We start from the raw sequence: 26,104 nt of genomic DNA on the forward strand, positions 1-26,104 counted from the left end.
AAACTCATTGAAGAGTGCCCCCATTTTTCCTTGCCGTCTACTGGCTTATATTTAATTCCATGCAATAAACTGCAGGGAGAATGATGTGGTCAAAATCCTGATCCTTGGTGCGAGCGGGCAGATTGCCCGGCATGTCGTCGACATGCTTGTCAGTCGCAACGATGCCGAACTGACCCTGTTCCAACGCGACGCGGGGAAGTTGAGCCGCGACGTAGCCGTTAATGCCCGCATCATTGAAGGCGACGTTCACAACGCTGCCAAACTGAAGGAAGCGATGCTCGGCCAGAATGTGGTCTATGCCAACCTTGCCGGTGATGTCGACGCACAGGCTGATGCCATCATCAATGCTATGCAGGGCACCGGTGTCCGCAAGCTGATCTTCTGCACCACTCTCGGCATCTATGATGGAGTGCCGGGCAAATTTGGCGATTGGAACAAGCGGGAAATCGGTGAATACCTGCCGCCTTACCGCAAGGCTGCCGATGCCATTGAAGCTTCGGGGCTGGACTATGCCATCCTGCGGCCTGCCTGGCTGACTGATGTCGACGAGGTCGACTACGAAATTACCGAGCGAAACGAGCCGTTCAAGGGTACCGAAGTCGCCCGGAAGAGTGTGGCAGCCCTCGTCGTTGAATTGCTTCAAGCGCCGGGCGCACTCGGCGATCGTAACATCGGCGTGAATAAGCCCAACACCGATGGCGACAAGCCGGCCTTCATGTGAAAGCGCCAGCCCATCAGCCGATGAAATGCCTCTTAATACCGAAATCAAGGAGAACCCATCATGGAAACCGTGAAAATCCGTAATCACGATATGTATTGGGATATTGCCGCCGATATCCATTTCCCGCCAAACTTTGACAAGTCGAAAAAATATCCGGCTATCATCAGCGCACACCCTATCGGAAGCTGCAAGGATCAAACCTCAGGCAACGTCTATGGTGTTGCTCTTGCCAAGGAGGGCTTCGTTGTCATCGCTTTCGATGCGAGCTTCCAGGGTGCCAGCGGCGGTGAGCCGCGTTTCATCGAAGACCCAACATTGCGCGTGGAGGACTTTCGCCATGTGGCCGATTATCTGGTGACGCTTCCCTATGTCGACGAGGATCGCATCGGTGTCCTCGGCATCTGCGGTGGTGGTGGTTACTCGATCAACGCTGCTATGACCGAGCGTCGCATCAAGGCAGTGGGCACTGTTACCGGCGCGAACTATGGTCGCCTGATGCGGGGCAACTTCACCGGCCTCAACCCAATCGGTGCTCTGGAGGCAATGGCTAAGCAACGGACCGCTGAGGCTCGCGGCGGATCTCTCCACGTCGACAATTTGTTGGCCAATTCTGTCGAGGAAGCCCGTGCTGCCGGTGTTACCGACCGTGACCCGCTGGAAGCGACCGAATATTACCGCACGCCGCGTGGCCAGAAGCCGAACGGTCTGAACCGCTCGCTCCTGTCGCATCAGGCGGCGGCAGTTGGCTGGGACGCATTCCACCTCGCTGAAGTTTTGTTGACACAACCTCTCTGCATAGTGGTCGGTGATCAGGTAGGCGCTTTCGGTGCGTACCGTGATGGCTGCGAAATAATCGAACGGGCGGCCTCGAAGAAGAAGGAACTGGTCGTCGTCGAGGGTTGGTCGCACTACGATCTTTATGACAAGCCGGAACCGGTCGGAAAGGCATTGGCGAAGCTGATTCCATTCTACAAGGAAAACCTCTGAGCATGACCAAACGGCCGCCACGCATAGTGGCGGCGGCCTTGCAATTGCGAACGAGCAGCGGTTCGGGATGCATATCTGCGTCAGCAGATCGTAAACGACTGCCGCTGGACAAGCGTGAATCCGCTACCTCCTCCATCTGGGATAACTGTCTGAACCTAACTGATGGTCGAAACCTCTTTGACAAGCCAGTCGCGGAAGAGCTGCAACGCCGGGTTGGAGGCAATGTTTTCGTGGCTGCATATAAACTTGTAGGATTCCTTGGGCTCGAAATATCGCTCGGACACGATGCGGAGGCTTCCGCGCTGCACGTCGTTTTCGACCAGAGGCCGATGAGAAAAACCAATGCCCTGTCCGGAACGAGCAGCCGCCAACAATGTGTGTTGATCGTCAAAAAAGAGGTTTGAATTGGCGGTTAAATCATCAAATCCGTGGTGGGATATCCATCTTTTCCAGTCGTTTACGTCCCGATAATGCAAGCGAGGAATGTCAGGATTCACGAGAAGGTCTTCTGGATTTGTCACATTGGCCAGAAGTGAGGGGCTGCAGACAGGTACCAGTTTTTCTTTTAGAAGTTCGATGTTGTACATGCCTGCAGGCGGATGCAGACAATACTTTATCTGTGCGTCTTCTCTATCCTGAGCGATGGAATCTATATCGAGATTATTCAAGTGAAGCTGGATGCCTGGATTTTGCTTCAAGAAGCCAGCTATCCTGCTTGCGATCACTTCCATTGCGAAAAAAGGACCGGCGCGAACCCGGAGAATTTGGGTCTTGTTGTCCTGTCCGATCAGCGTCGTAACTGCGCCGATTTCATCAAATGCCCGAGCACAAACCTCCAGCAGCAGCGCACCTTCTGCGGTAACGGATACACCGCGCGAGCCGCGAATAAGCAACTGACAACCCAAAGCCTGTTCCAGAAGCTTGATTTGATGGCTCACAGCGCCCTGACTGACTGCAAGCTCTTCTGCGGCGGCAGTGAAGCTTTGGCAATGCGAAACGGCCTCAAAAGCCCTTAAGGCTCTCAAGCTTGGGAGTTTTCGCCGCTTCGCCCTTGACGTCATATCATTATGAATTTTTCTAATACCATTGAATAGATCTTTTGCATTGATCGACCCACGGCACAAGCATAATCGTCAATCAATAAAAACTGCCCCTGGGTGTTTGAGCTCTGCTGTTCCTGATCATGGATGACAGCGCGCAGGCGACGAAGCCGGTAAGGGCATATAACAGGAGAACGAAACGTGCTTAAGCAAGCTAAAATGGGAATTGTTGCCGCCTTTATCGCCGTATGTGGTGCCCTTCCAGCCCATGCCGAAGAAATCCGCATGGGAGCCGAAGGTGCCTATGCCCCTTTCAATTATCTGGATCCGAGCGGGCAGCTCAAAGGTTTTGATATCGATGTCGGCAATGCGATCTGTGAAAAACTGAAAGCTGATTGCGTATGGAGCGCCAACGAGTGGAGCGGAATTATTCCGGCGCTTCAGTCAAAGAAGTTCGACATCATGGCTTCTTCGATGGCTATTACTGAATCGCGTATGCAGCAGGTCAGCTTCTCCGATCCGTATTACTACAACACCATGCGGTTTGTCGCTTTGAAGGAGCTTGGCCTGAAGGATGTGACGCCTGAAAGTGCCAAGGGCAAGGTCATAGGCACCCAGACGGGCTCCATCGCAGTTGATGCTTTGCAGCGCTTTTTCCCGGATAATGAGGTGAAGCTCTATCCGACACTGGAAGAAGCCTTCCTGGATATCGAGAACGGCCGCATTGACCTCTTGCTGGAATCCAAATTCGCGCTCAGCGACTGGATTAAGAAGGGTGCGGATTGCTGCGAATTTGTCGGCAACGAGTTCCTTTTAGATGGAACTCTGGGTGCCGGAATGGCCTTCCGCAAGGATGACGAAGAACTGCGCACGCGCGTCAACAAGGCGCTTGCGGAGATCATCCAGGACGGTAGCTACGACAAGATCAGTGCCAAGTACTTTGATTTCGACATCAGGGAAAAGCCGAAATTCGCGAGCGAAATCTTCGCGAAGTAGTTCGCTCCACCCTCACATACAGAGTGACTGATTTGAGACACCACATCAGATCAGGTGCTCACTGCGTGTGGCATAGTCAGGCCTCAGCCATTTCGTTTCGACCAACACAGAGTGGTCTTCGCCGACAAAAGAAAGGTCGATCCGTGTCCTATCGTATTGCGATCATCGAACTCATCAATGAAAGTAATACCTTCACGCAAAATCGCACGAGCATCAGCGATTTTCGGGCGTCGCATTATTTCAAGGGCGATGAGATTCCAGCCAATTTCCGAGGTACCGGCTCTGAGGTCGGTGGCGCGATAAAGGTCGCGGATGAAAAGGGCTGGACGCCTGTTTATATCACCGCAGCCCATGCGGAGCCGAACGGACCGGTGCTTGAAACTGCGCGTCAGGAAATCACCGGCGAGTGCTTGCGACGGCTGAAGGAAGCCGGACCTTTTGACGGTATATTTGTTGCCCTGCATGGTGCCATGGTGACGGAGACCGATCAGGATGGCGACAGCCAGTTCCTGCGGGAGATCCGATCCGTGGTCGGATACGATGTTCCGGTCGCCATCACCCTAGACCTTCACGCGAATATTTTTGATGAACTGGCTGATCTGGCGCAGATCGCCGTTTCATTCCGGACTTATCCTCATATCGATATGAGTGAGGTCGGAGTTGAGGCCTGTTCGTTGCTGGATCAAGCGATGAAAGGGGAAATTGAACCCGCGCTGGCCATTGGGCGCCCACCAATGCTTCTCGGTTGTGATGATGGTCGCACGACAGATAACGGTCCGATGTGCCGCCTGCTCGAAAGTGCAGGCCGTGAGATGCAACAACCGGGAATCCTGAATGTGGCGGTCAATGCCGGATTTACCGATGCTGATGTCTGGGCGGCTGGGCCGAGTGTGATCGTGACCTTCGATCGTAAATGCGTTAGCCGACAAACCGCTAGCGATGTCGCGGACAAGATGTGCGACGAAATCTGGGCCTATAAGGATCAGTGGTCGCAGCCGATGCCTCTCGATGAATGTATCCGGCAATTGAAGGAGGCCCGGGGTGCTGAAGGCACGATTGTCGTCGCTGATTTCTCCGACAATCCCGGCTCGGGGGCCTATAGCGATTGTACTGCGCTCATTGCGGCGATGCTTCAGGCGGGTGTGACCAATGCCGCCGCAGGCGCGCTTCTCGACCCTGAAGCGGTGGCAGAGATTGCAGCCAAGGCGATAGGCGAGACTGTTACGGTGACGATTGGCGGCAAATCCGATCCATCTGTTGGTGGCGGTCCTTTGACTGTGACAGGCCGTGTCATGTCGGTCAGCGACGGTACCTTCGTCTTTGAAGGGCCGATGTTTACAGGTTTGCCTGGAACGACCGGAAAAGCCGTGTGCCTGCGTGTGGAGGGGATCGATATTATGATCGTGTCGGAACGCATGCAGATGCTTGATCAGAACATTTTCCGTATCGTCGGCGTCGAGCCGAAGGAAAAATCCGTTCTGGCGGTCAAATCAATGCAGCATTTCAAAGGGGCGTTCGGCCCGATTGCAACACAGATCATTGTTACCGATGCTGGTGGTCTGAGCTCACCGGACCTGTCGAGACGGGTCTACGCTTGCCTGCGGCGTCCGGTTTTCCCCCTGGACACACTGTCGGATCAGCATCAGTAAGAGTGCTGACGAAACTATTGGACTTTTGACAGCGAACAGGGAATTTAATTCGGTCGAGGGGAACAATTAGGATGACGTTTCGTCACCGTGGAACTCCTGGACCAGATTGATCATTTGTACTCACGGATGGAGTGTCCGATGCACGTAGCGCCAATCTTCGCCGGGTTAAAAATCGAGGCGGCTGAAATACGGGTCATACGTTTGCCGCTGCTCGTGCCTTTCGTGATTTCCACCGGAACAATGACTGAAAAGATCATTCCGATCCTCACCTTGCGGGCTGAAGGCCTGGAAGGTTATGCCGAAGGTGTGATGGATCCGTTGCCGGATTATCTGGAGGAGACCATCTCCGGTTCGCTCTCTTTCCTGCGCGATGTGCTGTTGTCCCAGATTGTTGGCAAACGCTTTAACGGCCCCGCCGATCTTGCAGCCATTCTCGATCCATGGCGCGGACACAGAATGAGCAAGGCCATGGTTGAGATGGCGATATGGGACCTGTGGGCAAAAGCACTGAACCTACCATTGAGCGTTGCGCTTGGTGGCGTTCGCGATGCTATCGACGTGGGTGTCAGCCTTGGCATTGCCGATATTCCAACGACGATTGACCGGGTCGCTGCCTCGCTCGATGCCGGTTACAAGCGCGTTAAGCTGAAGATCAAGCGCGGTCATGATCTCGCTATGATTCAGGCGGTGCGTGAGCGCTTCCCGGAAGCCAAGCTGACGGTTGATGCCAATACAGACTACCGGCTTTCCGACTTGCCGCTTCTGAAAGCGATGGATGCTTTCGCACTCGATTACATCGAACAGCCGCTGGCTTTCGATGACATTACCGATCATGTCCATGTGCAGGAAAAGCTGCTGACTGCCATCTGCCTGGATGAGAGCATCCGGTCTTCGGTGGATGCGCGCAAGGCGCTTGTCGCAAGAGCTTGCCGTGTCATCAATATCAAGGTGGGTCGAGTCGGTGGACATAGTGCATCACGCGCAATTCACGATGTCTGCGCAGCCTTTGATGTGCCTGTATGGTGCGGTGGGATGCTTGAAGCAGGCATTGGTCGGGCGCACAATATTCACCTGTCCACACTGCCAAATTTCACCAAACCGGGGGACACATCGTCCGCCAGCCGCTACTTCCCGCGCGATATTGTCAACGAGCCGCTGGAAGCCGAAAATGGACGAATGGCCGTTCCCAAGAACGGTCCGGGTATCGGTGTGACCTTGGATCATGCATTTCTCGATACGGTCACCAGCCATCGCGAGGATTTCGTCGCATGAGCGAAATATTGGTCCGCGAGCTCGCCTCTCTCGACGAGATGAAGGATTCGGAGACTGTTCAGCGGCTGGTGTGGGGAGACGACGATCCTGTCGATGCCTCAGACCTATTGCTCGCCATCCAGCACGAAGGCGGCCTTGTCGCCGGAGCGTTCGATGGCGGGAAGATGATAGGCTTCATCTTTGGTTTCCCAAGTGCAACGCCGGGTGTTCAGCATTCTCACCGTCTGGCGGTTCTTCCGGAAGCAAGAGGCTTGAAACTTGGCGCGCGGATGAAGTGGTTCCAGCGCGATTGGTGCCTTGCGAGAGGCATTACGCATGTGCGCTGGACCTATGATCCGATCCGGGCGGTCAATGCCAGTCTGAACATTGCGAGCCTCGGGGCCACATCGTCCACTTATCATATCGACTATTACGGCCCTATGGTCGGTATCAATTCTGGGTTGCCTTCGGACCGGATCGTGGCTGACTGGCAATTGGACGATCTGCGTGTAGAAGCTCGATCTCGAGGCCAGAAACTTGAGTTTCCTGCAGATGCTCGACGCGTGAAAATACCGGGCGATATCGATCGCCTGCTTGCAATTGATCCGGCGGCGGCAATGAATGCAAGGTTGTCGCTTCGCGAACAGATGCTGACTGCCTTCGATGAAGGTAAGCGTATTGTTGGCTTCGACCCGCAGGCCACGACGTATTTATTGGTTTAAAGCCGATAGCTGAAACTACAAGCAAGCCGGATGCGCTATCCATTCGTTGGTACAGCCGTTTGACCATCAATCGGTCATCTGTGCTGTCAGTCGGCGAGCACTGCTTCATGTTGTAGCGTGGCTGATTTCAGCCGGGTTCTTCGGTTCGCTAGACCGCAGGCCTGGTTAAGCAACCGTAAATGACCTTGACCGCGTAGACAGTGATCGTTCACAAGATGACGGATCAATAGCAGCTCCAGGAGTTTCTCCAAGAGCGTCTGGCCAAGGCTAATGGAAATAATCATGCATGAAATCATCTGCCCGCATTGCAACAAGGCATTCAAGATCGATGAGACGGGCTATGCCGATATCCTGAAGCAGGTGCGTGACAGTGATTTCGAGAAGCAGCTGCATGAGCGCTTGGAGTTGGCTGATCACGACAAGCGTAACGCTGTTGAGCTTGCACAGGCTAAAATTGCCAATGAATTGCAGAAGACTGCCGCAGCCAAGGATTCTGAAATCCAGGAACTGAGGGCAAGACTTGAATCCGGTGAAGTCGCGCAGAAACTCGCAGTTGCTGAGGCGCTGAGTGCTGTCGAAAAACAACGCGATACTCTTTTGCATGAGCTTGAGAAAGCAAGACGGGAGCAGGAGGCTGCATCAAAACTGGCCGAGGCGAAGCTTATTGCTGAACTACAGAAAGCAGCCACCACTAAAGACGCGGAGATCCAGAGCCTGAAGGCCAGGCTCGATGCAGGGGAGCTTTCGCAGAAGCTCGCGGTCACCGAAGCCGTCAATACGGTTGAGAAAGAGCGTGACGAACTGAAGAATGGGCTTGCTCGGATCACGCTCGAAAAACAGCTTGCCGAAACTGCACTCAGGGACAAGTACGAAACGCAGCTGAAGGATCGCAACGACGCAATCGAGCGTCTGAGGGATATGAAAGCGAAACTATCGACAAAAATGATCGGCGAGACGCTGGAGCAGCACTGCTCAATCGAGTTTGACCGCATTCGTGCGACGGCTTTCCCCCGTGCGTATTTTGAGAAGGATAACGACGCGCGCAACGGTAGCAAGGGCGACTTCATCTTCCGCGACATGGACGATGCAGGTTCTGAAATCGTCTCGATCATGTTCGAGATGAAGAACGAAAATGACGAGACGGCTACCAAGAAGAAGAACGAAGACTTTCTCAAAGAATTAGACAAGGACCGGAGCGCGAAAGGCTGTGAATATGCCGTTCTGGTCTCGTTGCTTGAGCCCGAGAATGAGCTCTACAACACCGGGATCATTGACGTATCCCACCGCTATCCGAAAATGTACGTCGTCCGACCGCAGTTTTTCATCCCGATCATCACGCTGCTGCGCAATGCGGCGATGAACTCGCTCCACTACAAGAATGAGCTGGCACTGGTGAAGGCGCAAAATGTCGACATAACAAACTTCGAATCCCAGCTTGATGACTTTAAAGCCGCATTCGGGCGCAACTGGCGTCTGGCTTCAGATGGCTTTGAGGAAGCAGTCAAACGCATCGACGAGGCTATCAAGGATCTGGAGAAAACGAAGGAAGCGCTTCACAAGTCGGCCAACAACTTGCGGCTTGCAAACGACAAGGCGGAGGACCTGACAGTCAAGCGGCTCACGCGCGGTAACCCAACGATGGTTAGCAAGTTTGCCGAACTCAAGCAGAACGGCATGCCCGATAATGAATGAGCAAATAAGCAGATTTTGGTGAACTCGCTGCCTATTCTCCCATAGCGTCAACCGATGCGTAACCACCATCCGGTGTCGGGAAAGTGGCAGAGTTATGCCGCTATGGCCGGGCGCGCTTCGGCGAGAAGTTCGATCGTTTTGAGCCGATGGCTTCCTTCGGAAACCGGGCAGTCGATGACAAACTCAGCGATGCCAAACTCACGGTGCAGGCGTTGAAGCTCAGTGTGAACGTGGATGGCCGTGCCACGGATCACACGTGGCGTGCGTTCTTCAATCGTGTATTGCGTGGCGCCTGCCTGCCTTACATATTCGAGCGCTTGTTCGTGGCTGCCGACGTTGACCGGCTGCAAACCTTCGGCTGCAACACGGAAGCGCCGAATATCAACTGCAAGCCTCTCTGCCTCGGCATCGCTTTCCGCAACGATTACGCCGACAGCTAAAATGGCAGGACGGTTTGTGATTGCCTGATAGGCGTCAACGGCTTCCTTTATGGCTGTCGGGTCACCCTGAATATGAGCCGCATAGACGAAGTTCCAGTTGAGACGTGCGGCAAGCTCAGCACTTTCGACGCTCGCACCCAGCAGGAAACGTTCAGGTTTTTGTGGCGGAACCGGATAAGCGGCAAGGCCGTTCCGGTCGGCGGTATTTTCCGGGCTTTGGTCGAGAAATTTATCTAACTCAATCAGTTGCTCATTGAAGGATGGTTTCCGATCAGGGGCATAGGCGCCCTGCAAGGCACGGGTTGAAAGCGGCAGTCCCCCAGGGGCTTTGCCCACACCCAGATCGACACGTCCGGGCGCCAGTGAAGACAGGAGATTGAAATTTTCTGCGACCTTGTAGGTGCTGTAATGCTGCAACATAACGCCGCCTGAACCAACTCGGATATGTTTGGTATGTGCCAGCAAAAAGCTGATCAACACTTCCGGTGATGAACTGGCGAGCTCTGGTGAGTTGTGATGTTCAGCCACCCAGAAGCGATGAAAACCTGCGGTTTCTGCTTTCTGCGCAAGCTTTATCGTGCGGGCCAGTGCCGTTTGAGCCGCTTCGCCGTCATGAATGGGACTTTTATCGAGAAAACTGAGCGCGTAGGGCATTTCATCCTCATCAACAATTTGATGAGGAGTAATCTATGTTTTTTGTAGAATATTAATCGAGCAACGATCTTCCAATATTTGCACACTCATTAAACGTTCATGCCGTGCAAACGTGCAAGCAAAGAGGCACCGTTAAAGGAAGATACTGTTCGACGGCGGCTTTTTGCTCCCACTCAACAAAGTCGGGCAGCATTTGTTCAGCGGAGGCTTTCCATGGTTGATATTATTGTCCAGTCCTCTCTTTTGAATCCGGCAGCGCAGCCCCTTATTGATGGTCTGGCTCACGAATATGATCTTCGTTATGCCGATCTGGACCGACCCGGTGGTGCGCGCGCAGAAATTCTGCGTTACCCCACGGACGCATTTGCACCGCCGCTTGGCGGATTCCTGTTGCTTCAACGCGATGGGGAAACCATTGCCGGTGGCGCCTATATGAGCCACGACGATGAAACCGTGGAGCTCAAACGTATCTGGACCGCGTCGCATTTGCGCAGGCAGGGGCTGGCACGCCGCATTGTGCTGGCGCTCGAAGAAAGTGCAGGCAATCTGGGCTATACGCGCGCTTATCTGTCTACGGGCTTCCGCCAACCAGAAGCAACTGCGCTCTACATCGCACTCGGCTATCGTCCGCTTTTCGATACATCCGTCGATGTTCTGCAATATCGCTCACTGCCCTTTGAAAAGCACATTGGCACCAAATTGGGCCAGCCGATCTCCTCGCCACTTTATCCAGCATCAGCCTCCTTCGAAGAAGCAACCCAGCGTGTACAGGAGCGTAAGGTGGTGCAGGAAGCAAACATTCTGGCGCGGCTTCAAAGCTATCGCGAAGCCGCTGCATGAGCAGGGAAACAAACCATGCCCCTTTCACACATTGGACATTTTGCCTTTCTCATTCCTGGCAGTCATCGCGAAAATGATCCCGCGCAGGGTTTAGAGGATACATTGCAGCTTTTCGAGCATGGAGAGCGGCTGGGATACGACAGTGCATGGGTGCGGCAGCGCCATCTGGAGCGCGGCATTTCATCCGCCGCCACCTTTCTCGCAGCAGCTTCGCAGCGGACAAAACGGATTGGTCTTGGCACCGCGGTTATTCAGCTTGGCTATGAAAATCCGTTTCGTCTGGCTGAGGATCTGGCGACGGTCGATCTGCTTTCGAATGGCAGGCTGAATGTTGGTGTTTCGGTCGGCGAACCGCCCTTCGCTCATCTGATCGCGGACTTTGTCGATGCCGTTCCAATTGCAGATTACAGTCACTCACGGGCTGAAAAACTGGCGCGTGCCCTACGTTCAGAGCCACTGTCCGGCAAGACGGAGGCAGGCAATGCCGCTGGTGCCCAAATCCCGCGTTTGAGACCGTTTGCGGAAGGGCTGACCGAACGCCTGTGGTATGGCGGGGGTTCGCAAAATTCTGCCAAATGGGCGGGACAAGCCGGCTTTAATCTTTTGACTGGAAATATTGTCAGCGGTGAAAACACCGACAGTTTTCTGACTGCGCAGAAAGCATTGATTGAACGTTTCCGTCAGGAATGGGCGCATGAACGTGCGCCGCGTGTTGCACTTGGGCGTGTGATATTGCCAACAGATGGCGCCAGCCCGGACGCGCGTCGTCGTTATGCGGAATTTGCGGCTGAACGTGATAAGCGAAAGGGGTTTTCCCATGGTCCACGCCGCACACTGTTCTTGCCTGATATTGTCGGGACGACGGAAGAAATTCTCGAAAAGCTGGCAGTCGATCCGATTCTGCCGCTTGTGTCTGAATTCCGCCTGGAGCTTCCCTATGAATTCCACGCAGAGGATTATGCGCAAATCCTCACGGACTTTGGGCGGCTGCTTCCCGCATCTGGCACAAGGAAACCAGAACTCAGTGTCGTTTGGGCAGGTTAGCCCTCCGATCAATTCAATTACGATTGGAATAAAGTCATGAAACAAATCTCGAGATCTGTTTCTGATTATTTTCGAGACGGTTCTAATGAACCAAAATTGTAAGTAATTTGGGCTTTTCAGCGTAACTGCTGCGAGCATTAATCAGTGGCACATAGTGACATTGCCGCACATCTACTTCCGTTTTAGAGGCGGGTTCTAATTTTCTACAAAATCAGTCGATTATAGAAATGGCATTCTCGGCCAATTTGCCGAGCGCTGCTACCGTATGGCAGATTGATAAATCTGGAGTAATAAACAGAGATGGGATCAACGGTAACATATCTCCGCGAGAGTATTCCGCAATATGTTGAAGAGCCTGAAGATATCGAGGTTTCTCCAGGCGAACTTAAAGTAGCCATGAGACAGCTTGCAGGTGGCGTGAGTGTTGTCACGGCGGGTTTCGATGAAGGGCGCACCGGGGCGACAGTGACGTCAGCCACAGCGCTTTCGGTTGAGCCGCCAACGATTATCGTAAATATCAATCGCGGTTCATCGGTCTGGTCGGCGATTAGTCGCCATAACCATTTCTGCGTGAATGTGCTGTCCTCCGGCCATCAGTCCATTGCCGATCGTTTTGCTGGCAAGGGTGGCATCAAGGGCGTTGAACGTTATGCGGATGCTGAATGGTATGCACTAGAAAGCGGTGCGCTAGCACTTGCTGGCGCATTGGCTTCCGTTGATTGCGCCGTGGAAGACGTGATCGAACGTCATACACATGCAATCGTGATCGGTCGCGTTCTGAAAATCGTTACGGGTTCCGGTGAGCCGCTTCTATATCACAATGGCGGCTATCGCCTTCTGGACACTATATCAGGCGCTTAACTGCGCCCAAGCGGGCGCAGAGCGGTCGTCTTCCAACCCACCGTTGCGGGTAAACTGTTCCAGCGTCATCCTATCGAGAACGCCTGCTATTGCTTCGCGCACCAGCAGCATGGATCGACGTACCTGACAGGCGCGATGATCCTCGCAGTCGTTGCACGGCTCGTACGCTGTGCGGCTGGCGCAACGGATTGGTGCCAGTGGTCCGTCGAGAACACGGACGACCTGACCAATGGTAATTTCCGACGCAGGCTTGGAAAGGCTATAACCGCCACCGGGACCTTTCTTCGACCGCAGAATGCCGTCATTGCGCAATTCCAGCAGGATTGCGTCGAGAAATTTCTTGGAGATATTGTTCTGGGTGGCAATATCGGCGACGAACGCACTTTCTCCCGGTTCAAGTGCGGCGAGATGAGCCAGAGCCTTCAGACCGTATTTGCCCTTCTTCGTAAGCATAACCACTCCGCCGATGTTTCGCCGGAATGCTTTGCATGAAATCGAGAGAATTAATAGCTTACCGTGGCTGGCCGAGTGTCGCAGTATCGTGGCTGTTTTAACCGATTTCGCGCGATGCGGTCGGTGTATGATAATAAAGCGGGAAAATTAGACCGTAGGGAATGGTCACGATATCGGCCATCTGATCGTCGGTCGGGCGATCGTCATTCATATCCTCGGAGTCCCGGCAATCGGCTTGGATGTCGGCTTCCGACAATACGAAGATAATCGCGCTCCAAAGCAGAAACGGGAGCAGGGCGATGATGATATAGGTATAGCTCGTATCCATGTTTGAATGGTGGGCCACCAAACATTCTTCCTCAAGGAACAGACGTCTCAAAATCCACCTCTTTTCAGTCAGATTTTTCTTTTGAGCTTGTCACGGACAAGAATGAATGACGTCATAACCACGCTATCTAATTGACTCTATGGCATATTCTGTATTGTGCCGCTTTATGCTGCATTGCAATTTTAAAGTATATAAAAATTATAGAATTACTTTTCTTATCGGCAGGCCGACGGGTGCTTACGCTGCTCCCCATGGAAAACGTCTAGCTGCTCGGTGCGGATGCAGCGCGACCGGAACTGCAAGATGGACGCATGGCGTCGAACTCTTCCTTGGAGAAAAGACATGAGTGAACGAAAACAAATCACGTTTGGCGTCATGCTGCAGGGGGCCGGTGGCCATATGAACGCATGGAAGCATCCAAGTGGACCCGCCGATGCAAGCACCAATTTCGAGTTCTTCGTCAATGCCGCGCGCAAGGCAGAGGCGGCGGGGATCGCCTTCGCCTTTGTTGCTGACGGACTTTACGTCAATGAACAGTCAATACCGCATTTCCTCAATCGTTTTGAACCGATCTCGATCCTTTCGGCACTCGCTGCTTCCACCTCAAAAATTGGTTTGGTAGGTACGGTATCGACGTCCTACAGTGACCCCTTCACCATCGCGCGCCAGTTCGCTTCGCTGGATCTTATTTCTGGCGGACGCGCCGGATGGAATGCTGTTACCTCCCCGCTGGAAGGGTCAGGCCGTAATTACGGGCGCCCGCATCCGGAACACGAACTACGCTATGAAATCGCGGACGAATATCTCGACGTCATCAAAGGGCTCTGGGATTCCTGGGATGACGATGCTTTCGTCCGCGATCGCGAAAACGGCGTCTATGTCGATAAAAACAAGTTACGTCGCATTAATCACAAAGGGCGGTTTTTCAATGTCGAAGGACCGCTGAATATCAGCCGTTCCAGGCAGGGGCAGCCAGTGGTATTTCAGGCCGGATCGTCGGATTCGGGCATCCGGCTTGCCGGTAAACATGCCGATGCGGTGTTTACGAACGGTGCCAAGATTGAGGACGTGCGATCTTTCTACAGGCAGGTAAAGCAAAGTGCCGTTGCACAGGGGCGCAGTTCTTCCGATGTAGGAATTTTCCCCGGTATTGGCCCGATTGTCGGGCGGACGCAGGAGGAAGCCGACGCGAAGTATCAGGCGATCCGTAATCTGGTGTCGGTCGAAGAGGCGCTGCTTTATCTCGGTCGCTTCTTCGATCATCACGATTTCAGCATCTATCCGCTCGACGAGCCTTTCCCTGAACTCGGCGAGATCGGCAAGAACAGTTTCCGCGCTACGACAGATCGCATCAAGAAGACGGCAAGGGAAACCGGTGCCACATTACGCGAGATCGCACTCGACGTCGCGACACCCCGCACCGCCTTTATTGGAACGGCGGAGGCCATTGCCAATGAACTGATCGATTGGGTGGAAAGCGAAGCCGCCGATGGTTTCATTCTCGGCTTTCCCGTCATTGCGGAAGGTCTCGACGATTTCATCCAACATGTACTGCCGATTCTGGAAGAGCGTGGCTATTTCAACCCGGAACTGAGCGGTGAAACGCTGCGCGATCATCTGGGGCTGCCGTTCCGCGAAAGCCGTTATTCGTCGGCGGTAGATCAACCGGTAAACAAGGCCGCACGGGCCTGAGGAGCCGGTTTCATGGATGTTACCTCCCGATCCCGCAACAGGCTTGATGCCGCCAGAGAAGGCATTGCCGCGCATCTCGATGAATTCATAGCGCTTCGCCATGACATTCATCAGCATCCGGAGCTTGCCTTCAACGAGCATCGCACGAGCCGCCTCATTGCTTCAAAACTTGCCTCCTGGGGCTATGACGTCACGACGGGAGTTGCGGGAACCGGCGTGGTTGCAACCTTGGTGCGAGGGGAAGGTCAGCGCCGTCTCGCGATCCGGGCAGATATGGACGCTCTACCGATAGAAGAGGCAACGGGGCTTCCCTATGCCAGCCGAAACAAAGGTGTGATGCACGCTTGCGGTCATGACGGGCATACGACGATCCTGCTCGCGGCTGCGCGATATCTGGCCGAGGCGGGGAATTTCAGCGGTACGCTCGATCTTGTTTTTCAACCGGCAGAAGAAATCGGTGCCGGAGCACGCAAGATGATAAGCGAAGGGCTTTTCGAACGGTTTCCCGCTGATGCCGTGTTCGGATTGCACAACTGGCCGGGTGTCACCGCAGGACGTTTCGGGTTTGTCGCCGGACCGGCGATGGCATCTGTAGACAAGGCTGTCATCAAGATCGTCGGCAAGGGTGGTCACGGGGCTGAACCGCACAATGCTGTCGATCCTATTGTCGCCGCTGCGTCTCTCATTACCGCCTTGCAGAGCATCGTTTCGCGCAATGTCGATCCACGTGAAATGGCGGTTGTCACGGTCGGTTCCATTCATGGCGGTGAAGCTTCGAACGTCATTCCTGGTTCGGTGGAACTGCAACTGACGATCCGTTCCTACAGCGAAGAGGTGCGGCGCGGATTGCAGATACGCATCCCGGCGCTTGCTCGCGCTCAGGCTGAAAGTTTTGGTGCCGTTGCGGAGGTCGACTATAGATTGGGCTTCCCTTCTGTCATCAATCCGGTTGAGGAGACCGCATTCGCCCGCAAGGTTGCAGTCGACGCCTTCGGCGATGACGCTCTCGACAGCGCATTTGCGCCACGCACTGCCAGCGAGGATTTTGCTTTCATGCTGCAGGCAAAGCCCGGCAGCTATCTCTTCGTCGGTAACGGCGACAGCGCGCCGCTGCACAGCGCCGAATACAACTTCAACGATCAGATCATCGCGCCAGCTGCCCTCTATTGGGTGCAGCTTGCCGAAGCCTTTCTCAACGAAAACAGACGGTGATGATGATGAGCGATATCTTTCTGTACACCAGTTCTCTTGATCCACGTGCGAAGCCGCTCATCGATGAGCTTCTGTATGAATATGACAGTCGTTACGGCACATATTTCAATGCGGAAGGTGCGGCGGCAGAAATGAACCGCTATCCGCCCGAGGCGTTTGCGCCACCCGGTGGTAATTTTGTGCTGTTGATCCGGGACGGTGAAACCATCGGCGGCGGTGCCTTTAAGGCTTTTGATGCGCGTACTGCGGAGTTCAAGCGCATCTGGACGCGGTCGGATCTGCGGCGACAGGGGCTGGCGCGCAAGCTTCTCGTGGAACTGGAAGAACAGGCAGCAAGACAAGGCTATTCCCGCATCTACCTGACGACCGGCTTCCGTCAGCCTGAAGCCGTCGGTCTCTATCTGAACAATGGTTATACGGCGCTTTTCGACACAGGTGCGGATCCTGAAATTTACAAGACGCTGCCTTTTGAAAAGGAGATCGGCCATCTGGTCGCTCCGCTCGGGCGCGGCAACGATCATCACATCACGGACCGACAACATATCGCCAGCCAGTGAACATCATCACAGGGCTGAAGGCCAAGGAATGACCAGATGGCAGTAACGACAGAATTCTCAAACGCGCAGATTGCAACCCGCCCCGTGGAGCGCAAGCAGGACTATTCGCGCTACAGGATCGTTCCGGCAAAGCATCCAGCACGCTTTGTGGGTAGTGTGTTCGCGGCCCTCGTGATCGGGCTTGTGCTCTATTCGATCTTTACCAATCCGCAGTGGGGCTGGAACGTTTTTGCTGAATGGTTCTTTGCCGAACCGGTGCTCGTCGGCCTCGGGCGGACGCTGCTGCTGACAGCACTCGCGGCTGTATCAGGTTCCATTCTCGGCACGCTGCTGGCCTTAGCCCGTGTATCGAGGTCGCCGCTGCTTTCAGGCCTTTCCTGGGGTTATATATGGTTGTTGCGTTCCATACCGCTGATCGTATTGCTGCTTATCCTGAACAATCTCGGTTACCTCTATGCGAACATCACGCTGAGTGTGCCTTTCACAGATCGCGTATTGTTCGATTACCCGACGGTACAATTGCTGACACCGTTTGCAGCTGCCTTTCTCGGCCTGACCCTCAACCAGTCAGCCTTCTTCGCCGAAATCGTACGCGGCGGCATTCTCTCCGTCGATCAGGGTCAACATGAAGCTGCTGCCGCGCTTGGCCTGCCGCGCAACCGTCAAGCCTTGCGAATTGTTCTGCCACAAGCCATGCGTTCCATCCTTCCGACGGGTTTCAACGAGATCATCGGTCTCGCCAAGGGCACTTCCATGGTCTATGTGCTCGCCTTGCCGGAGCTGTTCTACACAGTTCAGGTGATCTACCGGCGCAATCTGGAAGTCATTCCACTGCTGATGGTGGCGACGGTCTGGTATCTGGTCATCATGACCGTGCTTTCAGTGGCGCAGTATTATATCGAGCGTTATTTCGCCAAGGGTGCGGTTCGCAATCCGGTTCCCCTGCCATTCCAGGCATTCTTCAATCGCTACAAGCGCTCCTTGCCGCTGACCTCGGAGTTGTCGGGACAAGTGCACAGGACGGTTCCGGTCGCGGGTTTCCGCGATGTCGGCACAGTGTCTGCAGGCGCACCTATTCATATCCACGATATTTCCAAGCGCTTCGGCCCGAACACGGTGCTGAACCATGTGGAATTGTCCCTTCCGGCAGGCAGTGTGACGGCAATTCTCGGCCCGTCCGGCTCCGGTAAGTCCACGCTGCTGCGCTCGATCAATCATCTGGAGCGTGTGGATGAAGGCTTCATTTCCGTTGATGGCGCGCTGGTCGGTTATCGTCAGGACGGAGACACGCTCTATGAGTTGAAGGAAAAGGACATTCTCAAACGCCGTGCCGATATTGCGATGGTGTTCCAGAACTTCAATCTCTTTCCACACATGACAGTTCTTGAAAACATCATCGAAGCGCCGATCCAGGTACGCGGTCTTGCGCGGGAGGCAGCGGTCCGGCTGGCGCTTGATCTGCTGGCGCGTGTCGGCCTCAGTGACAAGGTTGAAGCCTATCCGCGTCAATTGTCCGGAGGGCAGCAGCAGCGCGTGGCGATAGCGCGGGCATTGGCGCTTCGTCCGAAGGTCATCCTGTTCGACGAACCGACTTCGGCGCTTGATCCGGAACTGGTCGGTGAGGTGCTCGACGTCATCAAGGAACTTGCCCGTACTGGCACTACCCTTGTGATCGTCACTCACGAGACCGGCTTTGCGCGTGAAGTTGCCGACACGGTTGTCTTTATGGAAGCCGGGCAGATTGTAGAGGCCGGTCCGCCATCCCGCATTTTCAACGACGCGCAGCATCCGCGCACACGTGAATTTCTGGCCAAGGTTCTTTGAACCGGTGCTGGAAGAACCGACACAACAAGGAGACGGGAAATGACATTTATCAGAAAAGCGGGTTACTGGACCGCCGGAGTTATCGCTATTGGGTTGCTTGGTTCCGGTGCCGCACGCAGCGAGGGGAAATTCGATCTCAGCCCGGAACAGCCGAACCGGCTGCGCGTCGAGAAGATCGCCAAGCGTGTCGAGGAAATCAGGAACTTCAAGTTCGTCAAGGACGGCGTTCTGACTATCGGCATAAGCACCAGCGGACATCTACCACTGCATGACTATGCGTCGGATTCCAAGACCGTCATCGGTTACGACGTCGATCTGGCGCAGATCATCGCCGATAGTTTGGGCCTCCAGTTGGAACTGGTTTCTGTCGCATGGGCTGACTGGCCGCTGGGTCTTTCCTCTGGCAAGTTCGATGCAGTGATTTCGAATGTGACGGTGACGGAAGAACGTAAGGAGAAATTCGATTTCTCCACCTATCGCAAGGATGAGCTTGGCTTCTATGTGAAATCCGACAGCGAGATCGGCGAGATCAAGTCTCCGAAAGATATTGCCGGTCTCAAGGTCATCACAGATGCGGGCACCAATCAGGAAAAAATCCTGCTGGAATGGGACCGCCAGAACGTAGCTGCCGGTCTGAAAGCCGTTGAGGTGCAGTATTACGATGATGATGCGGTTAAGGATCTCGCCGTCCAGAGCGGACGCGCCGACGCCGTTTTCAGCGTAAATGCGACGCAAGCTTACTCTGCAGGCATTAACGGCAAGACGAAGCTGGTCGGCACTGTGAGCGGGGGCTGGCCGATTACGGCTGAAATTGCCGTCACGACGCGCAAGGGAAGTGGCCTTGCCCAGCCGCTGACCGATGTCCTGAATGATTTGATCGCAAGCGGGGCATATCAGAAGGTTCTGGAAACCTGGAATCTTGGACCGGAAGCAATCACCGAAGCCAAAACCAACCCGCAGGGACTGCCGAAGAGCGGCTCGTGAGTTGAAAGGTGAGGGACGGGTCGGTTTGAGGGGACGCGAACTGACCCGCATATTTCTGTGATACTGGAGAAAATTTACATGAGAGCAGGAGCTCTGTTGATCGCGGCCCTTGCATGGGTGGCATTTCCGGTTCTGACGGCCGTGGCAGGAGACGGTTTCGACCTTTCTCCGGAGCAACCGGGTCGTATTCATACGAAGAAGAATGAGACGGCGGCCACAGCCATTCCCGCTGACTTCAAATTCGTTGCGCCGGGTAAATTTACCGTGGCCGTGGCTCCCGGTGGCCCGCCTCTGGCGACTTATGCCACTGATGCGCGAACGGTCGTCGGCGCCGATCCGGAATATGCTTCTGCGATCGCTGAAAGTCTGGGCCTGCAGCTGGAGCTCGTTCCGGTGGCGTGGATCGACTGGCCGCTGGGGCTGGCTTCCGGCAAGTATGATGCCGTCATTTCAAACGTTGGCGTGACCGAGGAACGCAAGGAAAAATTCGACTTTTCGACTTATCGGCAGGGTCTGCACGGGTTCTTCGTCAAGTCGGACAGTCCGGTCACCTCTATTAAGGAACCGAAGGATGCTGCGGGTTTGCGCATCATTGTAGGTGCGGGGACAAATCAGGAGCGCATTCTCGTCAAATGGAGCGAGGAAAACGTTGCCGCCGGTCTGAAACCGATTGAATTGCAATATTACGACGATGAAGCCGCAAGCCTGCTTGCGCTCCGGTCAGGACGGGCCGACGTGATTGTGCAGCCACATGCGCAGCTCGTTTTCATTGCAGCGCGTGACAAGAATATCAAGCGGGTCGGAACATTGAGCGCAGGTTGGCCGGATCGTTCCGATGTCGCGATCACAACCCGCAAGGGGAGCGGTCTGGCCGATGCACTGACGGTAGCTACCAATGGTCTGATCGAGGATGGAGCCTATGCCAGAATTCTCGAGCGCTGGCAGCTGGAGGAAGAAGCGCTTCCCCGATCCGAAACAAACCCGCCGGGACTGCCGAAGTTCAACTGAGCCGAATATTGTTTCCCTGTAACTGAAGGATCGAAAGTGCCCAAAACTGTCGAATATTTCTTCTCCATCGGATCGCCGTGGTCATATCTCGGGCTGGATACGTTGGAGGAGCTGTCCTCAAGACATCTGTTTGAAATCAAGCCTCATCTGGCGACTGTCATCGAGGAGAATGGCGGAATATTCGCCAGAAACCGTCCCGATGCGCGCCGTGCCTACGGCACGCGTGATCTGAAACGATGGGCGAAGTTTCGTGGTAAACCTTTGCTGGTGGAAAATCGCCCGGCACTCGGCGACCCGACGTCTGCTTCCTTTTTGGTGATCGCCGTCTATCTTGACGGCGAGAACTGGTTGCAGCTGGTGCGGGCGCTGCAACATGCCTTCTGGGAAGAAGCGAAGGATATAGGGCAACCGAATGTCCGCCGCGCGGTGGCTGACACCGCAGGCTTCGACGGGGCCTATCTCCTGTCACGGGAGCAGGACGAGGACGTCCAGGGAAAATGGCGAAATGATCGCGAGATTGCCGTCGAAAAGGGCGTATTCGGATTTCCAACCTACATCTATGAAGATGAAGTTTATTGGGGACAGGACAATCTGGGCTTCCTGTCGAGCCATCTGCGCGGCGAGATACCTTAGGTTCATAGCAGGATTCTAGAAAGCCGCGTTCGGATGCTTTGCCCGGCTTGGTGTCGGCGAGCCTTTAACACGTTGGATTTCTGCTTGTCGTGTTGTTGGGTGATTTCTTATTGTATTTGTTCCAAATCAATGAACTCTCTGTCTGATCCGATAGTTTCCAACCGAAAGACATGCTCGCAAATAATAGCAGAGCAAATGCAGGTTGGACGTGAAAATAGCATTATTGGGCCGTGTGGTCGCTCCAGCTTTCCGACTGCCGGAACAGGGTTTTCCAAGTGTCAGTCAGCCATTTTCATTTTTACTAGAAGCCGCCAGGGTCGTCGCGTTGGCGGCGATGGTTCTGGCGCTCTGCTGGCAGACCACAGCATCCGCCGCTGATCTGGAAAAATACCTTCCCAAGGTTGAGGCAAGCGCGCTCTTCAAAGAGGCCGATGCTATCGGCAAGCCGCAGGGCGAGCCGCCAATCGCACCACTGATGAAGCGGGGTGAGGTAATCGGTTATGCTTATTTGAATTCTGATTTCACCAGTTCCATCGGTTATTCCGGCAAGCCTATCCATATTGTCGTCGGCATTGATACCAAAGGCGTCATACGCGGCATAAAACTGGTCGACCACAAAGAGCCGATCGTGCTGATCGGCATTCCCGAAGCGAAGGTTGTGGCTGCGCTGAACTCGCTGGTCGACAGTGACATGAGTGCTGTCGCGGCTGGCCAGAACAAGCCTCCGCAGGTGGAGATCGTCAGCGGTGCCACGGTTACTGTGCTCGTCATGGGAGACAGCGTCGTTCGTTCGGCCGTCGGGCTCGTTCGTAGTGGGCGGCTCGGTAATGCGCCTGTGCAGGTCGCCGCAGCCGATGCGCAGCGCACGGTTGATCTGCAGCTCCGTGATGAACAGGACTGGCAGGCATTGATCGGTGACGGATCGGTCCGCAGCCTGAAACTGTCGGTTGGTGATGTGACACAGGCATTCCGTGACGCCAAACATGATCGTGCCGCCGAAAATCCCGAAACAACCAACCCTGAAGACGAATTCATCGAACTTTATGTTGCGCCAGTCTCGGTGCCGTCGATCGGTATCAGCCTGCTTGGCAAGGATGGCTTCGAACGCTTGCAAAAGCGGCTGAAGCCAGGACGTCAGGCGATCCTGGTTGCGGGCGACGGAGCCTATTCTTTCAAGGGCTCCGGATATGTGCGCGGCGGTATCTTTGACCGCATCGAGTTGATGCAGGACGGGCAGGGCGTACGTTTCCGCGACAAGAACCATACCCGTATCGGCGATATCATGGCCGAAGGCGCACCGCGTCTGCGCGAGATAGCACTGTTCGAGGTGCCTGACGGGTTTGGCTTCAACGTGACGGAACCGTGGGATCTGCAGCTTCTGGTACAGCGCGGTTTCGGTGCGCGGGACAAGGCCAATATCAGTTACGATCTCGGCTACAGTTTGCCGGAAAAGTATCTGGCGAAGCAGCCGGAACCAGCTCCCGTGCAGCCTGCAGCAACGACAGCAGATGCACCGCGTCAGCCGCAACCGGTCGGCGAAGCCAATGCTGCCGACATTCTGGGCGAGGGCAATCCGCTCTGGGTCCGGATGTGGGAGATGAATCGTGCCAATGTGGTCATCACCGCTTTTGCCATAACGGTTCTTGTCGGCATCTTCTTCTTCCAGAACAGTCTGGTCAGGCATCCGCGCTTCTTCACCTGGCTGCGGCGCAGCTATCTTCTGTTCATCCTTGTCTGGCTCGGTTTCTACAACAATGCACAATTGTCGGTCGTCAACGTCCTGACCTTCACCAACTCCCTGATTACCGGCTTTAACTGGGAATTCTTCCTGACATCGCCGCTGATCTTCATTCTGTGGGCATCGGTGGCGGCGGGGCTGCTGTTCTGGGGGCGTGGCCCCTTCTGCGGCTGGCTGTGCCCGTTTGGCGCCCTGCAAGAACTTACCAATAATCTCGCCCAATGGCTGAAGGTGCCGCAGGTCAAGCTTCCATGGGGACTGCACGAACGCCTCTGGCCTCTCAAATACATGATCTTCCTCGGCCTGTTTGGGTTGTCGCTCTATTCGGTCGCTCTGGCGGAAGTGTTTGCAGAAGTCGAACCATTCAAGACCTCGATAATTCTCAAATTCACACGTGAGTGGCCGTTCGTCATTTATGCGCTGACACTTCTGACTGCAGGCCTGTTCATCGAGCGCTTCTACTGCCGTTATATGTGCCCGCTCGGCGCGGCTCTCGCCATCCCCGGACGCATCCGCATGTTCGAATGGCTGAAACGTTGGCCGGAATGCGGTTCGCCCTGCCACCGTTGTGCCAAGGAATGCCCGGTCGAGGCGATCCATCCGGAGGGGCAGATCAATGTCAATGAATGCATTTACTGCATGCATTGTCAGGAACTCTATCACGACGACCAGCGCTGCCCGCACATGATCCAGGTGCGCGTGAAGCGTGAAAAATTCGCAGCCCGCAATGCCCCCCTCGCAGCGGCTGCCGAACGTGGCGGTGGACCGGCCAGACCCGTCATCTCAGTCAAAGGAAAACCGGTTGAAGGCATTGCCGATACCGGTCCTGCTGTCTGACTTTTCTAAAGGAGAGAAGCATGTCTGAAGAAACCAAAAAAACGCAGCTTAGTCGAAGACAGCTGCTCGGCTCGTCAGCCTTTGTGGCTGCTGCCGGCGCAAGTGGTCTTGGTGGCGCGCTGTTTGCAGGTTCAACCGAACCGGCAATAGCAGCTGCCGGCGGTGCTGGCCACAGTGCGGAGGTGAAGCCCGGAGAACTGGACGAATATTACGTCTTCTTTTCCAGCGGTCAGAGCGGTGAGGTCCGTATTGTCGGCTTGCCATCAATGCGCGAACTGATGCGCATTCCGGTGTTCAATCGCGATAGCGCGACCGGCTGGGGCCAGACAAATGAAAGCCTTAAGGTGCTGACCGAAGGCCTTCTGCCGCAGGACCAAGAGTTCCTCAAAGATCGCGGGGGCATTTTCCTGAATGGTGACTTGCACCACCCGCACCCGTCCTTCACGGAAGGCACCTATGACGGGCGCTATCTCTACGCCAACGACAAGGCCAATACGCGTGTCTGCCGCATCCGTCTTGATGTGATGAAATGCGACAAGATCATTCAGCTCCCGAACCAGCACACCGTGCATGGCTTGCGCGTGCAGAAATATCCGAAAACCGGATATGTCTTCTGCAACGGTGAAGATCGCGCGCCGATCCCGAACGACGGCAGCAATCTGACCGATACCAAGCAATATCACGCGATCTTCACGGCCGTTGACGGCGAGACCATGAAGGTTGCCTGGCAGATCATGGTCGATGGTAATCTGGATAATGTCGACTGCGATTATCAGGGCAAATATGCTTTTGCCACCTGCTACAATTCGGAAGAGGGTACGACGCTCGCCGAAATGATGTCGAGCGAGCAGGACTGGATCGTCATCTTCAACCTGAAGCGTATCGAAGAGGCGGTTGCCAAGGGTGATTTCAAGGAAATCAACGGTGTGCCGGTCATCGATGGACGTCACGGTTCCAAATATACGCGTTACATTCCTGTGCCGAACAGCCCGCATGGCATCAACACTGCGCCAGACGGTATTCATGTGGTTGCCAACGGCAAGTTGTCGCCGACCGTTACCGTGTTCGACGTTCGCAAGTTCGATGAGCTTTTCGACGACAAGATCAAGCCCCGCGATGCTGTGGTTGCGGAACCTGAACTCGGACTTGGGCCATTGCATACGGCTTATGATGGCAAGGGCAACGCCTATACAACGCTCTTCATCGACAGCCAGATCTGCAAATGGAATATCGAGGACGCCAAGCGAGCCTTCAAGGGTGAAAAGGTCGATCCGATCCGTCAGAAACTCGATGTGCATTATCAGCCCGGTCACAATCACACTTCCATGGGGCAAACCAAGGAAGCCGACGGTCAGTGGCTGATCTCGCTCAACAAGTTCTCCAAGGATCGCTATCTCAATGTCGGCCCACTCAAGCCGGAAAATGACCAGCTCATCGATATTTCCGGTGAGAAGATGGTGATTGTCCATGACGGACCAAGTTTTGCCGAACCGCACGATGCAACGATTGTTCATCGCTCCAAGATCAATCCCGTCAACTTCTGGAGCCGTGAGGATCCATTCTTCGCCGATGCTGTCACTCAGGCGAAAGCCGATGGCCTCGACCTGATGGACGCGAATGAGGTGATCCGGGATGGCAATAAGGTGCGCGTTTATATGACGTCTGCCGCGCCAGCCTTCGGTCTAACCGAGTTCACCGTCCAGCAGGGCGATGAGGTGACGGTGTATGTCACCAATATCGACGAGATCGAAGATCTTACGCACGGCTTCGCCATCATCAATTACGGGGTCAACATGGAGATCGGACCACAGGCGACCGCGTCTGTCACCTTCACGGCCAACAAGCCGGGCGTGTGGTGGTATTACTGCTCGTGGTTCTGCCACGCCATGCACATGGAAATGAAGGGCCGGATGCTCGTGGAACCGAAGAAGGCCTGACTGC

The 26,104-nt window shown here is 54.8% G+C and carries 23 protein-coding genes; 19 read left to right on the plus strand and 4 right to left on the minus strand.

What is annotated here, in order from left to right; genetic code table 11:
• Positions 1-85: 85 nt before the first annotated feature.
• Together ABDF71_RS20080 and ABDF71_RS20085 are read left to right on the plus strand one after the other, a co-directional pair.
• Positions 86-721, plus strand: a complete 636-nt coding sequence (locus ABDF71_RS20080) for an SDR family oxidoreductase (RefSeq protein WP_258124679.1) — start codon at positions 86-88, stop codon at positions 719-721.
• A 60-nt stretch (positions 722-781) separates the two neighbouring features.
• Positions 782-1,708 (plus strand): alpha/beta hydrolase, encoded by a 927-nt coding sequence (locus ABDF71_RS20085; protein ID WP_029928774.1) that lies wholly within the window; start codon positions 782-784, stop codon positions 1,706-1,708.
• 155 nt (positions 1,709-1,863) lie between these two features.
• Here ABDF71_RS20085 and ABDF71_RS20090 read toward each other — a convergent pair whose 3' ends face one another.
• Positions 1,864-2,769 carry a LysR family transcriptional regulator gene (locus tag ABDF71_RS20090; RefSeq protein WP_010660630.1) on the minus strand — a complete coding sequence of 302 codons (906 nt, stop codon included), beginning with the start codon at positions 2,767-2,769 and terminating at the stop codon, positions 1,864-1,866.
• 180 nt (positions 2,770-2,949) lie between these two features.
• Between ABDF71_RS20090 and ABDF71_RS20095 the strand changes: the two genes are divergently transcribed.
• From ABDF71_RS20095 to ABDF71_RS20115, 5 genes are all read left to right on the plus strand, one after another.
• Positions 2,950-3,744, plus strand: coding sequence for an ABC transporter substrate-binding protein (locus tag ABDF71_RS20095; protein WP_235691822.1), 795 nt, complete (start codon positions 2,950-2,952; stop codon positions 3,742-3,744).
• Positions 3,745-3,887: 143 nt separating this feature from the next.
• Complete coding sequence (locus tag ABDF71_RS20100) at positions 3,888-5,393, plus strand: M81 family metallopeptidase (protein WP_258124681.1); 1,506 nt, start codon at positions 3,888-3,890, stop codon at positions 5,391-5,393.
• Between the two features lie 138 nt (positions 5,394-5,531).
• On the plus strand, positions 5,532-6,665 hold the full coding sequence (gene menC / locus ABDF71_RS20105; RefSeq protein ID WP_258124682.1) for an o-succinylbenzoate synthase: 1,134 nt from the start codon (positions 5,532-5,534) through the stop codon (positions 6,663-6,665).
• The gene (locus tag ABDF71_RS20110; RefSeq protein WP_258124683.1) at positions 6,662-7,366 is read left to right on the plus strand and encodes a GNAT family N-acetyltransferase; all 705 of its coding nucleotides are present in this window, start codon (positions 6,662-6,664) and stop codon (positions 7,364-7,366) included. The genes menC and ABDF71_RS20110 overlap by 4 nt, the downstream gene beginning before the upstream one ends.
• 282 nt (positions 7,367-7,648) lie before the next feature.
• Entirely contained in the window at positions 7,649-9,058 is a 1,410-nt protein-coding gene (locus tag ABDF71_RS20115; RefSeq protein ID WP_258124684.1) for a DUF2130 domain-containing protein, read from the plus strand.
• Positions 9,059-9,150: 92 nt separating this feature from the next.
• On the opposite strand, the gene ABDF71_RS20120 is transcribed toward ABDF71_RS20115, so the two are convergent.
• Positions 9,151-10,152 carry an LLM class flavin-dependent oxidoreductase gene (locus ABDF71_RS20120; RefSeq protein WP_258124685.1) on the minus strand — a complete coding sequence of 334 codons (1,002 nt, stop codon included), beginning with the start codon at positions 10,150-10,152 and terminating at the stop codon, positions 9,151-9,153.
• 213 nt (positions 10,153-10,365) lie between these two features.
• Here ABDF71_RS20120 and ABDF71_RS20125 point away from each other — a divergent pair, with 213 nt between their 5' ends.
• From ABDF71_RS20125 to ABDF71_RS20135, 3 genes are all read left to right on the plus strand, one after another.
• Positions 10,366-10,992: a GNAT family N-acetyltransferase gene (locus ABDF71_RS20125; RefSeq protein WP_258124686.1), complete on the plus strand. Its 627-nt coding sequence runs from the start codon at positions 10,366-10,368 to the stop codon at positions 10,990-10,992.
• Positions 10,993-11,007: 15 nt separating this feature from the next.
• Positions 11,008-12,036, plus strand: coding sequence for an LLM class flavin-dependent oxidoreductase (locus tag ABDF71_RS20130; RefSeq protein ID WP_258124687.1), 1,029 nt, complete (start codon positions 11,008-11,010; stop codon positions 12,034-12,036).
• Positions 12,037-12,336: 300 nt separating this feature from the next.
• Positions 12,337-12,897 carry a flavin reductase family protein gene (locus ABDF71_RS20135; RefSeq protein WP_036578116.1) on the plus strand — a complete coding sequence of 187 codons (561 nt, stop codon included), beginning with the start codon at positions 12,337-12,339 and terminating at the stop codon, positions 12,895-12,897.
• On the opposite strand, the gene ABDF71_RS20140 is transcribed toward ABDF71_RS20135, so the two are convergent.
• Together ABDF71_RS20140 and ABDF71_RS20145 are read right to left on the minus strand one after the other, a co-directional pair.
• Entirely contained in the window at positions 12,886-13,350 is a 465-nt protein-coding gene (locus ABDF71_RS20140; protein WP_258124688.1) for an RrF2 family transcriptional regulator, read from the minus strand. The two genes, ABDF71_RS20135 and ABDF71_RS20140, sit on opposite strands and share 12 nt — an antisense overlap.
• 97 nt (positions 13,351-13,447) lie before the next feature.
• Positions 13,448-13,696: a hypothetical protein gene (locus ABDF71_RS20145; RefSeq protein ID WP_010660641.1), complete on the minus strand. Its 249-nt coding sequence runs from the start codon at positions 13,694-13,696 to the stop codon at positions 13,448-13,450.
• A gap of 324 nt (positions 13,697-14,020) precedes the next feature.
• Between ABDF71_RS20145 and ABDF71_RS20150 the strand changes: the two genes are divergently transcribed.
• From ABDF71_RS20150 to nosZ, 9 genes are all read left to right on the plus strand, one after another.
• Positions 14,021-15,370 (plus strand): LLM class flavin-dependent oxidoreductase, encoded by a 1,350-nt coding sequence (locus tag ABDF71_RS20150; protein ID WP_258124689.1) that lies wholly within the window; start codon positions 14,021-14,023, stop codon positions 15,368-15,370.
• A 12-nt stretch (positions 15,371-15,382) separates the two neighbouring features.
• Positions 15,383-16,582, plus strand: a complete 1,200-nt coding sequence (locus ABDF71_RS20155) for a M20 aminoacylase family protein (protein ID WP_258124690.1) — start codon at positions 15,383-15,385, stop codon at positions 16,580-16,582.
• A gap of 5 nt (positions 16,583-16,587) precedes the next feature.
• Positions 16,588-17,139 (plus strand): GNAT family N-acetyltransferase, encoded by a 552-nt coding sequence (locus tag ABDF71_RS20160; protein ID WP_036596283.1) that lies wholly within the window; start codon positions 16,588-16,590, stop codon positions 17,137-17,139.
• Between the two features lie 36 nt (positions 17,140-17,175).
• Entirely contained in the window at positions 17,176-18,963 is a 1,788-nt protein-coding gene (locus tag ABDF71_RS20165) for an amino acid ABC transporter permease/ATP-binding protein (RefSeq protein WP_308669814.1), read from the plus strand.
• 39 nt (positions 18,964-19,002) lie between these two features.
• Positions 19,003-19,947 carry an ABC transporter substrate-binding protein gene (locus ABDF71_RS20170; protein ID WP_010660646.1) on the plus strand — a complete coding sequence of 315 codons (945 nt, stop codon included), beginning with the start codon at positions 19,003-19,005 and terminating at the stop codon, positions 19,945-19,947.
• A gap of 78 nt (positions 19,948-20,025) precedes the next feature.
• Complete coding sequence (locus tag ABDF71_RS20175; RefSeq protein ID WP_010660647.1) at positions 20,026-20,955, plus strand: ABC transporter substrate-binding protein; 930 nt, start codon at positions 20,026-20,028, stop codon at positions 20,953-20,955.
• A 36-nt stretch (positions 20,956-20,991) separates the two neighbouring features.
• Positions 20,992-21,588 (plus strand): 2-hydroxychromene-2-carboxylate isomerase, encoded by a 597-nt coding sequence (locus ABDF71_RS20180; protein WP_258124691.1) that lies wholly within the window; start codon positions 20,992-20,994, stop codon positions 21,586-21,588.
• Positions 21,589-21,922: 334 nt separating this feature from the next.
• Complete coding sequence (locus ABDF71_RS20185; protein WP_258124694.1) at positions 21,923-24,163, plus strand: regulatory protein NosR; 2,241 nt, start codon at positions 21,923-21,925, stop codon at positions 24,161-24,163.
• A 20-nt stretch (positions 24,164-24,183) separates the two neighbouring features.
• On the plus strand, positions 24,184-26,100 hold the full coding sequence (nosZ, locus tag ABDF71_RS20190; protein WP_010660650.1) for a TAT-dependent nitrous-oxide reductase: 1,917 nt from the start codon (positions 24,184-24,186) through the stop codon (positions 26,098-26,100).
• Positions 26,101-26,104 lie beyond the last annotated feature (4 nt).

The organism is Ochrobactrum sp. WV_118_8 (assembly GCF_039631535.1).
Taxonomy (GTDB): Bacteria; Pseudomonadota; Alphaproteobacteria; order Rhizobiales; family Rhizobiaceae; genus Brucella; species Brucella anthropi.